This window comes from Pseudaestuariivita atlantica, assembly GCF_001205715.1.
Taxonomy (GTDB): domain Bacteria; phylum Pseudomonadota; class Alphaproteobacteria; order Rhodobacterales; family Rhodobacteraceae; genus Pseudaestuariivita; species Pseudaestuariivita atlantica.
This window is the reverse complement of sequence record NZ_AQQZ01000031.1, coordinates 1-7,677: the sequence shown is the minus strand read 5'-3', so window position 1 is coordinate 7,677 and position 7,677 is coordinate 1. Positions and strand designations below refer to the sequence as shown.

The following is a 7,677-nucleotide window of genomic DNA, read 5'->3' as shown; positions in this document are numbered from 1 at the left end:
CCAGCATCCACCGTTTTTGCCGAGGCGGTAGTCGGTGAAAGAGCCAAAATGGTCGTCTCATACAACTGTTGACCTTCCCATCTTAATCGTCTCTTGTCCTTTCGATGGTTCTCAACTGCCCAAGGCAAATGAGATGAAAAGGGAACACGGTGCGGCGTAGCCTACAGGCACCAAATCCGTGACTGCCCCCGCAACTGTGAGCGGTGAGCGACCCCGATGTGAGCCACTGGATGATTTGTCCGGGAAGGTTTGGGGAAGCCGCGACCCGCAAGTCAGGAGACCTGCCATCACCGACATGTATCGCATGTCGGCGTTTCAACACGATGCAGGCGGGGTGCCTGGTCAGGAGCATATGATGGCAAAGCGGTTTCACCGCCCACAACATGGTTCTTCCTTCGCCCGTCTGAGAGGCGGAGGGCCTGATGAATCATCGCATTACAATTTGTACATCCTGTCGGCACAAAGGCACCGAGTGCCGCCCCGGCTATGAACTGATCGAGCGTCTGCGGCAGGCCATTGCCGAAGCCGGAGATGCCGTCCCAGAGGCGTTCGAGATATCAGGCGTGGCCTGCATGGCGGGCTGTGATCACCCATGTACGGTCGCCTATCACGGCACTAAGAAGGCGACATATCTCTTCGGCGATATTGATCCAGAGGCCGATATCGACGACCTTGTGACCTTCGCCAAGCAATATGCTTATCTGCATGACGGCTGGTGTTCGTCGGTGGATCGCCCCGGCAAGCTGCGGAAATCCACATTGGCCCGCGTTCCTGCCGCGATCATGGCCATCGAAGAAGATGAGGTGGGGGCCTCGTGAGCGCCGCCACCCTCTCTGTGCAGGACCTGTCATGGTCGCCGGGACGCGGCGCTGGTACGTTGCTGCGATCAACAAGCTTTGCGTTGGAAGCTGGACGGGTTCTGGGGATCGTCGGTCCAAACGGAGCCGGGAAAACGACGCTGTTGCGGTTGTTGTACCGGTTTCATCGCCCGACAACCGGCACCGTGCGCGTAGACGGTGACGACATCTGGGCCCTTTCGGCACGGTCTGTAGCACAACGCATCGCGGCCGTGCTGCAAGAACAGCCCAGCGACTTTGCACTGACCGTAGGAGAGATCGTGGCCTTGGGCCGCACACCACACAGGCGTGGGTTCGGTGGAAGCACCGGTTCTCATGATAAAGACGTTATTGATGATGCATTGGATCGGCTTGACCTACATGGTTTGGGCGACCGCCATCTGGGCACCTTGTCAGGTGGGGAACGCCAACGAGTGATGGTTGCGCGGGCCCTGGCACAGGAGCCACAACTGCTGATCCTCGATGAGCCAACAAATCATCTCGACATTCGCCATCAGTTGGAGGTTCTGGACCTGATCCGCAACCTACCACTCACCATCGTGACATCGCTGCATGACCTGAACCTCGCCGCTGGTGTCTGTGACGATGTACTGCTGATCCAATCCGGCCAAACCGCGGGCTTCGGTCCGCCGGATCAGGTGCTGTCAGAGGCCGCAGTCTCTGACGCTTTCCAGGTCATGGCACGGCGGGAACAGCTTTCCCGCAGCAACACTGATCACCTCACATTCCATCTTCAGAAACAGGGAACACACACATGAAGAAACTCCTCCTGACATCAACCACACTGATTATCGCTGCCGGTGCCGCCGCTGCGGAAACGACCGTGCAAAGCTGCGACCGTACTATCACTTTCGATGCGCCACCCGAACGGGCGATATCGAACGATGTGAACCTGACAGAGATGATGCTCGTCCTTGGCCTTGCTGATCGGATGGTCGGCTATACTGGTATCTCTGGCTGGAAGACCCTCGATGAAGAAATGAGGGCCGGTGTCGAAGAGCTTCCCGAGCTCTCGGCAAGGTATCCATCGAAAGAAGTACTCGTCGGGGCCGACGCCGATTTCTTCTTTGCGGGGTGGAACTACGGCATGAAGGTGGGTGGCGAAGTCACCCCCGAAACGCTGGAACCCTTCGGTATCGCGGTCTACGAACTGACCGAATCCTGCACCCACATCATGGAGACCGAAAAGGCCAGCATCGACATGATGTATGCTGACCTGATGAACCTTGGCGTGATCTTCGATGTTGAAGACAAAGCCGCCGAACTGGTCGATAGCTACCGCGCAGACCTCGCCGCCTTCACAGATGGACTGGAAACCGGTGAACCGCTGCGCGTGTTCGTCTATGACAGCGGTGAAGACACACCCTTCACCGCTGGCCGCTACGCCATGCCGACCGCGTTGATTGAGGCCGCAGGTGGTATCAACATCATGGACGATTTCGAGAAAAGCTGGGCGACCGTGACGTGGGAAGAAGTTGTGGAACGCAATCCAGAAGTCATCATGATCGTGAACTATGGCGAAGTGACCGCCGAACAGAAGCGCGCGTTCATGATGTCCAACCCGGCCTTCGCCGATCTGGACGCGGTTAAGAATGATCGCTTTGTGACCTTGGAATATGTCGAAGCCACGCCGGGGCCGCGTAACATCCAGGCGATCAAGACCTTGGCCGAAGCCTTCTGGGCCGAATGATCTGATGAGTGAGATCACAAACCGCGCACAGGTGTCCCGCAAGCTTGGCGGTATGCCCGCCTTTCTTGTCGGTGGGGTGATCCTACTTGTGATCTCGCTCTCTCTTGCCATCTCGGTCGGGGCGGTCCCCGTCCCCTTGGGTACAGTTTGGGGCGTTATCCTCAATAAACTCTCACCTGGCCTTGTCGAAGAAACATGGTCGCGGAGCCGGGAGGCCATTGTCTGGGAAATCCGGTTCCCACGGGCATTGCTGGCCACGATGGTGGGGGCTGGTCTGGCGATGGTCGGGGCAAGTCTGCAAGCTGTGACGCGCAACCCGCTGGCCGATCCGCATCTCCTGGGTATCTCCTCTGGCGGTGCGTTCGGGGCAATCCTGGCCCTGCTGCACACTGGCCTCTTTATTGGCCTGTTGACCGTCCCCCTGCTCGCCTTCGCCGGGGCGCTTGGCACGACATTCATTGTCCTAGGCGTCTCACGCTTTGCCGATGCGACAAGCGCCGATCGCCTAGTTCTTGCCGGTGTCGCCGTGTCATTCATCATCATGGCCTGCGCGAACGTCCTGATTTTCCTAGCGGATCCCAAGGCGACCCATATTGTCGTCTTCTGGATGCTGGGTGGCCTCGGCCTCGCGCAGTGGGGTCAATTGATCTATCCGCTGATCATCCTCGTGGCCTGCGCGGCATGGCTGATGTGGAAGGCGCAGGATTTGAACGCCGTGACAGTAGGAGATGAAACGGCATCGACCCTTGGCATTCCAGTTGCACGGTTTCGCCTGGCAGTCTTTGTCGTCGGTGCACTGATCACCGGCGTGATGGTCGCTTTTTCCGGGATTATCGGCTTTGTCGGCCTCATGGTGCCGCATGTGGTGCGGATGCTGGTCGGCGGCGACTACGCCCGTGTCTTGCCCGGCTCCGCCCTGCTTGGAGCGGTATTCCTCCTCTGGGCTGACATTACCGCCCGGACGATCATGGCCCCGGAAGACATGCCTATCGGGATTGTGACCGGACTGGTCGGTGGGGTCTTCTTCGTTTGGCTGTTGGGACGCAGAAAGTCTTTTGGCTGATGGTCCGCTAGCTAGGTGCGTCTTTGCGTTTTTTCTCAAAGGCTGCAATCGCTGCACCTAACAAGACAAGCGGGAGCGCAAACAGAAAACTCGTTCCAAGTGGTAGATTGAAGATGAGCAAATCCGCCAGAACCGGCCAAAGAAGCGCTACGTATTCGAAGGGTGCTAGCCGGGAGGCCTCGGTATAGCTGAACGAGAGCGTCATCGCGATATGCGCGAAACCACCGAAGAGACCCGCAAGCACCAGCAACATGAGCGTCTGAGTATCAGGGAATGCCCAGCCCCACGGCAGGGTCACTATGCCACCCGCCATGGACGCCACCACGAAGTAGAAGGCGATGGCCCCGGGGCTCTCGGTTCGTGTCAAGCTGCGCACCATGATCAGCGCGAAGGCAGTCAGCAGCGCTGTTAAGAGCCCCAGACCGATCCCGAGCAACCGGCGCGCATCGACCGTGCCGCCTCCGATGTCAGGCCAGACCAGGACCAGAACACCCGCCAGCCCAAAGGCGAGACCGAACACGCGCCACTTTGTGAGCCGCTCGGACAGCACCACCACCGCCGTGACTGCCGTTAGCACCGGAGCGAGTTGTGCCAGCAGAACTGCTTCGGCCATTGGCAGCAGCGCCACCGAGGCGAAAGACGTAAACATCGCTGCAGCACCGAAGAAGGAGCGTACAAGATGGCCGATTGGACGTGATGTGCGCAAACCGGACGGGAATTCATGCCGCAGCATCAGAAAGATCACCAATGGTATAAGCGCAAAGAAGGATCGGAAGAAAACGATCTGTCCGAGCGGTGCGGCATCACTCAGGGCTTTCACACAAACGACCATGCCGGTGAACAAGATGCCCGACAGAATACGCAGAGCGATCCCAATCGATGGGTTGTCAGGCCGTGTCAAGTCTTTGCATCCTGCACTGCGAGCGCATCCCGCAGGGCATCGCCAGCCAGATTGATCGCAAGGACCGCGATAACGACACACAGCCCCGGCAAGATCATTTGCAGCGGGGTGGAGCGCATGTGAATCCGCGCATCCAGGAGCATCGTTCCCCACTCCGGCATAGGGGGTTGCACACCGAACCCCAAAAACCCAAGTGTTGAAATACCTAAGATCGCGCGGGCAAGCATTCCTGTCCAGACAACGGTCAGCGACGGAAGGAGCGACGGCAGATAGTGCCAGCACGCAATGGCAAGCGGCGAAAGCCCCGCAAGCCGTGCTTGCACAACGTATCCCCTATTGCTTACGGACAGACCAATGCCGCGCGCCACCCGGGCATAGCGCATCCAGCCTGTCACGGTGAGAGCGAAGATGAGAGAGGCAGTGGACGCCCCCAGAACACCCGCGATGACCACGGCCGCGATAAGCTCGGGAAAGGCTAGAAACGGGTCGGTGGCACGCATCGCGATCCAATCGGCCACCCGCCCACCCTGAGCCGCGATCAGACCGATGGTTGTGCCAATGATCAGTCCGAGCAGCGAAACCACAAAAGCCAGTCCAAGTGACCAGCGCGCACCGTGCAGAAGCCTGGAGAGGATATCTCTACCAAGCGCATCCGTGCCTAGAAGCCATTTCCCACCCGGCGGTTGAAGCCGGTTTGGAATATTGATGGCCGTCGGATCATGAGGCGCGAGCATCGGGCCGAACATCGCAAGCAGCGCGCAAACGGTGATCAGAACATAAACGCTACGCATCGCGGCCACTCACTCTGGGATCAAGGCTGCGATAGATCATGTCGATAGCAAGGTTCACCAACACGAAGATGACGGCGGCGAGTAAGACGACCGCCTGCACCTTCGGGAAATCGCGCGCAAAGATGGCGTTTACGAGAAAGCTCCCTAGACCGGGTCGCGCAAAGATCACCTCGACCACGACCAGCCCTTCGAGCAGAAAGGCAAGTTCCAGACCGAGCACCGTCACGACGGGCACCGCAGCGTGAGGGGCGATATGGTCACGGGCAACATCGCGGCGCGCGACGCCCCGTCTGGTGAAGGCTGGCAGGAAAGGTTGTCCGCGTGCCTCTAAAATGCCCGAACGGATAATCCGCGTCAGCGAAGCAGCAACACCAAACCCCAGCGTCATTGCAGGCAAGATGCTGTGTGTGGTCGTTTCAGCCCCCATGGCAGGCAACCAGCCAAGCTGCACGGCGAAGAGCAAGATCAGCAACAATCCGAGCCAGAACGCCGGGATGGCAACCCCGACCGAGGCCAGGGCCACGGCCCCGCGATCCAGCCAACTGCCGGGTCTGCGTGTGGCGATCAGGGCAAGTGGGACTGAGACAGCCAAGCCGAGCGCCAAGCTGACGAGCGCAAGCGGAAACGTGTAGGACATGGCTGTCACCAGATCAGGCCAAACGTCTCTGCCATTGACGGAAGACTGACCAAAATCACCCTGCATAAGCGGGGCGAGCCAGGCCCAAAACGCCGTCCAGAACCCGTCTTCAAACCCGGCTTCGGCTCGGATGAAATCCAAAACCTCTTTGGAGACGTTTTGGCCATAGCGCGCTTCTGCAATCGCGAGGGCAGGATCACCCGGCGCGTGCCACAAGAGAGCGAATGTCGCCAATGCAGCCCCGGTCAGAACAACCACAGCGCGCAGCATAAGCCCGACAAAGACGGAAATCACGCGACACGCTCCAGTGCGCCAAGGGCGAAGGCGGCATCGCGGAGCATCCGGCCATAGTCGGTCTGTGGGGCTTCGACAAAGGCTTGTGCAGTTGCTAATTCTTCGATCCGGCCCGCGCGCAGCACAGCAATCTCATCTGCGAATGCAGCCGCGTATCCCAGATCATGTGTCACGATTAGTGCAGCAAAGCCTTCCTGCTCCTGCATTTCTGCGATCAGACGTGCGGTGTGTTTTTGCGTGACGGCATCAAGGGCGGACAGCGGCTCATCAAACAGCACCAGGGGCGGGGCGGCGATGAGCGCGCGAAGAATACCCATGCGCTGTGCCTGTCCGATGGACACCTGATCCGGACGCCGGTCCAGAAGGTCGGGTTGAACTTCAAGAGCGTGGCAAAGCGTTGCCAACCGATCCGACTCCACGCCCATGTTTTGGGCCACGACAGGTTCCATGACAGAGCGACGGAGCGACAGGCGCGGATTAAAGGCCGCGCGCGGTTCCTGCATCACAAGCGCAGGGCGGCACTGCGAGACCGGTGCACCATTCCACGACACGCGACCCGCCGAGCAGCGGACCAGCCCCAGGATTGCGCTGATGAGGGTGGACTTGCCCGCACCGCTTTCGCCCACCACCGCCAGCGTGCGTCCCGGTTCGAGTGAGAATGAAACCTCCTGGAGCGTCGTTGAAACGCCACGCCGCACAGAGATGTTATCTACCGTCAGCATGGCAGTTCCAGCCAATTCCGGTGCGCGCAAAGGGCCTTGGCAGCTTGTGTTTTCGGAGATGCGAGGAACGCTTCGGTCGGTGCATCCTCCACAATGCGCCCGGCATCCATCACCATCAATCGCGCGACCCGGCGTGCGGCAAGCCCCAGATCGTGCGTGATCAGCAAGAGCGCAGTTTGCCGGTCTTTCAGACAGTCTTCGAGAAGATCCATTGTTCCCGCCGCGACCACCGGGTCAAGCGCGGACGTAGGCTCGTCCATCACCAACAGGTCAGGCGTACCGATCAAAGCCATGGCAATGACAAATCGCTGCTGCATCCCACGGCTCCAGCCCCAGGGACGTTTGCGTAAATCGCCGCGCTCGATCTGAAGGGCCTTGAACAACATCTCGCGGCGCGCGTCATTCGGGGCTAGACCCAAGGCCCACCCCGCTTCCCGCCAATGGAAGGCCATCGACCGCAGGGGGTCGAGCGCTTCATCCGGGCTTTGCGGGACGTGCGCCACGCTCGCCCCTTGCGCGCGCAGTGCGTCCACCAGCTCATGCCCAAAGGTCGACTTGCCAGACCCTGAAGCGCCGACAAGCCCGACGCGTTCGCCGGGCTTGAAGTCCACATTCGTGGGATAGAGGATGGTGCGGCCTGAGCGTTCGGCGCTCAAGCCATGGACTTTAATCGTCATTCAGCGAAGCGTGTCTCGTGGTTGATCCAGTAGGTCTCGGTCGGG

General features: G+C 59.7%; 9 protein-coding genes and 1 riboswitch. Of the genes, 4 read left to right on the top strand and 5 right to left on the bottom strand.

Translation table 11 applies throughout. The features are described from left to right. Positions 1 to 88: 88 nt before the first annotated feature. A riboswitch (cobalamin riboswitch) is annotated at positions 89 to 303 on the top strand. Positions 304 to 422: 119 nt separating this feature from the next. The 4 genes from ATO11_RS20790 to ATO11_RS20775 are packed head-to-tail and all read left to right on the top strand — an operon-like array spanning position 423 to position 3,610. Beyond that, the gene (locus ATO11_RS20790; protein WP_050532834.1) at positions 423 to 818 is read left to right on the top strand and encodes a DUF1636 family protein; all 396 of its coding nucleotides are present in this window, start codon (positions 423 to 425) and stop codon (positions 816 to 818) included. Continuing rightward, positions 815 to 1,615: an ABC transporter ATP-binding protein gene (locus ATO11_RS20785; protein ID WP_050532833.1), complete on the top strand. Its 801-nt coding sequence runs from the start codon at positions 815 to 817 to the stop codon at positions 1,613 to 1,615. The genes ATO11_RS20790 and ATO11_RS20785 overlap by 4 nt, the downstream gene beginning before the upstream one ends. Then, on the top strand, positions 1,612 to 2,547 hold the full coding sequence (locus ATO11_RS20780) for an ABC transporter substrate-binding protein (RefSeq protein ID WP_050532832.1): 936 nt from the start codon (positions 1,612 to 1,614) through the stop codon (positions 2,545 to 2,547). Before ATO11_RS20785 ends, ATO11_RS20780 begins: the two co-directional genes overlap by 4 nt. A 52-nt stretch (positions 2,548 to 2,599) precedes the next feature. After that, the gene (locus ATO11_RS20775) at positions 2,600 to 3,610 is read left to right on the top strand and encodes a FecCD family ABC transporter permease (protein WP_423212727.1); all 1,011 of its coding nucleotides are present in this window, start codon (positions 2,600 to 2,602) and stop codon (positions 3,608 to 3,610) included. A 7-nt stretch (positions 3,611 to 3,617) separates the two neighbouring features. Here the strand turns inward: ATO11_RS20775 and ATO11_RS20770 are convergent, their stop codons facing one another. The 5 genes from ATO11_RS20770 to ATO11_RS20750 are packed head-to-tail and all read right to left on the bottom strand — an operon-like array spanning position 3,618 to position 7,632. Beyond that, positions 3,618 to 4,511 carry a DMT family transporter gene (locus ATO11_RS20770; protein ID WP_050532830.1) on the bottom strand — a complete coding sequence of 298 codons (894 nt, stop codon included), beginning with the start codon at positions 4,509 to 4,511 and terminating at the stop codon, positions 3,618 to 3,620. After that, positions 4,508 to 5,302, bottom strand: a complete 795-nt coding sequence (locus tag ATO11_RS20765) for an ABC transporter permease (protein WP_050532835.1) — start codon at positions 5,300 to 5,302, stop codon at positions 4,508 to 4,510. Before ATO11_RS20765 ends, ATO11_RS20770 begins: the two co-directional genes overlap by 4 nt. Continuing rightward, positions 5,295 to 6,233, bottom strand: coding sequence for an ABC transporter permease (locus ATO11_RS20760; RefSeq protein ID WP_082176569.1), 939 nt, complete (start codon positions 6,231 to 6,233; stop codon positions 5,295 to 5,297). The genes ATO11_RS20765 and ATO11_RS20760 overlap by 8 nt, the downstream gene beginning before the upstream one ends. Next, positions 6,230 to 6,955 (bottom strand): ABC transporter ATP-binding protein, encoded by a 726-nt coding sequence (locus tag ATO11_RS20755; protein ID WP_050532828.1) that lies wholly within the window; start codon positions 6,953 to 6,955, stop codon positions 6,230 to 6,232. The genes ATO11_RS20760 and ATO11_RS20755 overlap by 4 nt, the downstream gene beginning before the upstream one ends. Then, positions 6,949 to 7,632, bottom strand: coding sequence for an ATP-binding cassette domain-containing protein (locus ATO11_RS20750; RefSeq protein WP_050532827.1), 684 nt, complete (start codon positions 7,630 to 7,632; stop codon positions 6,949 to 6,951). The genes ATO11_RS20755 and ATO11_RS20750 overlap by 7 nt, the downstream gene beginning before the upstream one ends. Positions 7,633 to 7,677 lie beyond the last annotated feature (45 nt).